2 protein-coding genes and 2 pseudogenes are annotated in these 2,397 nt (G+C 65.6%); 3 read left to right on the top strand and 1 reads right to left on the bottom strand.

Annotation, left to right across the window (positions count from 1 at the left end; translation table 11 throughout):
- The 3 genes and pseudogenes from ORI94_RS35695 to ORI94_RS35100 all read left to right on the top strand — a co-directional run.
- A pseudogene (locus tag ORI94_RS35695) lies at window positions 1–117 on the top strand (IS30 family transposase); the annotation flags it as partial.
- Window positions 118–210: 93 nt separating this feature from the next.
- A complete protein-coding gene (locus ORI94_RS35105) occupies window positions 211–1,281 on the top strand; it encodes an IS110 family transposase (protein WP_266083152.1) in 1,071 nt (356 codons plus the stop codon).
- Window positions 1,282–1,297: 16 nt separating this feature from the next.
- Window positions 1,298–1,519: pseudogene (locus tag ORI94_RS35100) on the top strand (integrase core domain-containing protein); the annotation flags it as partial.
- A 207-nt stretch (window positions 1,520–1,726) separates the two neighbouring features.
- On the opposite strand, the gene ORI94_RS35095 reads toward ORI94_RS35100, so the two are convergent.
- Window positions 1,727–2,397: hypothetical protein (locus ORI94_RS35095; protein WP_266083150.1), on the bottom strand; the 671-nt coding region annotated here is incomplete at its 5' end.

Below are 2,397 nucleotides of genomic sequence, written 5' to 3'. Positions count from 1 at the left end.
TATACCCAGGCCGAATTGGATGCCGTCGCCCTCAAGCTGAACACCCGCCCCCGGCAGACCCTCGGGTTCGAAACTCCCGCTGATAGGCTCGCGGCAGCTGTTGCATCAACCGGTTGACTCCACCGCCAACTCGTCAAAGCGTCCCCGTGACAGTCCTGTCCGCCCGGCCGGCGACAGCGTGCCCCTACGCTACCGATCGGAAGGAACGCGGTGAACACCGACGAGCAGCACAGGTCCGGGCACGTCGTGATCGGCGTCGACACTCACAAGCACGTGCACGTCGCCGCCGTGATGGACACGATCGGCGGGATCCTGGCGACCTTGACGATTCCCACTGACACCGGCGGATTCCAGCAACTCTCGGACTGGGCAGGCTCATACGGCAGGATTCTGGCGTTCGGGGTCGAGGGCACCGGCTCCTACGGCGCCACCCTGGCCTCGTTCCTCCGCCGGGCCGGGCACAAGGTGGTCGAGGCCGGCCGGCCGGACCGACGGCTGCGGCGGATGAACGGCAAGTCCGACACCCTGGACGCCGAGAACGCCGCCCGAGCCGTCTTGGCCGGCTTCGCGACCGCCACTCCCAAGAGCGCCGACGGTGAAGCCGAGATGATCCGGCAGCTCAAGATCGCCCACGATCAGGCCGTTGAGCAGCGCAGCGCAGCCATGGTCACTATGAAAGCGATGCTCATTCACGCCCCCGACCGCCTGCGCCACGAGACCGCTGGCAAGACACAGATCGCCCTGGCCCGGCACCTGGCCGCTCTGCGTCCCCGACGACTGGGAACCCCCGAAGACGCACTGCGCCATGCCCTGCGCACGCTCGCCAAGCGATGGCAGTACCTGGACGTCGAGGCGAAGGAACTGACGCAGACGATCGCCGAGCTCGTCGAACGGGCCGCCCCGCAGCTGCTCGAACCGTTCGGCATCGGCGTGGACACCGCCGCGGAGATCCTCATCGCGGCCGGTGACAACCCCGAACGCATCAAGTCCGAGGCCGCCCTCGCCAAACTCGCCGGCATCGCGCCCGTGCCCACCGGATCCGGCATGACCGGCGGCCGGCACCGCATCAACCACGGCGGTCACCGACAGCTCAATGCCGCGATCTACCGCACCGTCATCGTCCGCATGCGTTTCCACCAGCCCACGCTCACTTACGTCGCCCGCCGCACCGCCGAGGGCAAGACGAAACGCGAGATCATCCGGTGCCTCAAGCGGTACGTCATCCGCGAGGTCTACCACCTGATCCGACCCGCACCACGGACGCTTCTCGGAGCGGGTTGACAACTATAGGAGCGTCAACGCCCTCATGGAGTCCACGATCGGCCTGTTCAAGACCGAGCTGATCAAGCCCGGACGGCCCTGGCGAACGCTTTCCCAGGTCGAACTCGCCACCGCCGAGTGGATCGACTGGTACTGCCACCGTCGGCTCCACGGTGAAATAGGGCACATCCCACCCGCCGAATACGAGACCAACTACTACCGCGCAACCACCAAACCCCAGGTCACAACCACAATCTGAAGTCTCTACCGAACCCGGAGCGGTTCAATCAGCATCGACATCCTGACCACCCGGACCCCTTGACACCCAACAGCGAGCGCTAACTACACGGCATTGCAGCTAGTACTCCAGCGGGTCTGCCGCACGTTCAGATGACGATAAATCTCCCATGCTCTCATTCCGCCCTCCCAGAGGATGAGGCCGACAATTACGGTCTCTGATTCAGTCTCACCAGGCAACTGGCTCCAAGGGAGTGTGGCCGTCCTGTCTGTAATAGGCACGCACCAGCGAGATTCTGGCGACTCGTTGGCCTTCTGCCACTGCGTGCTCCGCAGCCTTCCGCCCGGTGAAGGCCCGCTGTTCTCGTTCGTACTCCTCGTGGGGCTCGATACTGGGCGGGGTATCCAGGAGGTGAAGCTCGCCACTGTCCTGAACCAGCGTGACGACGAGACGGTCGTGAGTCTGGGGGGAGCGGTACTTGTACCGTTCGGAGGTGGACGCGAAATCAGGAGGGAACGGCGCCCGTGAGCCGATCCACCGGTCGTCACCGAGGGCCTTTCCCCATGCCTCACCAGCCGTCCGCAGGTCGCCGTCGAAGACGACATACCGCTCCAGCCGCCACTGGCAGCTCAGCGGGCCGGCGGGCTCCCCTTCGAAGGGGACGTGACGGAGGCAGTGGTCCACGGCCGCGGCGCCGAGTTGCCGCGGTGCGCCCGGAAGGACGTCGACGACCTCCTCCAGGCGGCGTTCGGCCTCCGCCTTCGCACTGCGGCTAGGGTCTGTTGCGAAAGTGGATCTTGTTCGTTGATGATCACGTCCTGTGGGACGTGGGGATCTGACGAACGACCAGTGGGCCCGGCTTGAGCCTTTGCTGCCGACGGGCATCAAGCCGGGTCGGC

It is taken from the genome of Streptomyces sp. NEAU-W12 (assembly GCF_026242095.1).
Lineage (GTDB): Bacteria > Actinomycetota > Actinomycetes > Streptomycetales > Streptomycetaceae > Streptomyces.
Note: the sequence above shows the minus strand (reverse complement) of the source record. Positions and strands in the feature narration are given on the sequence as shown.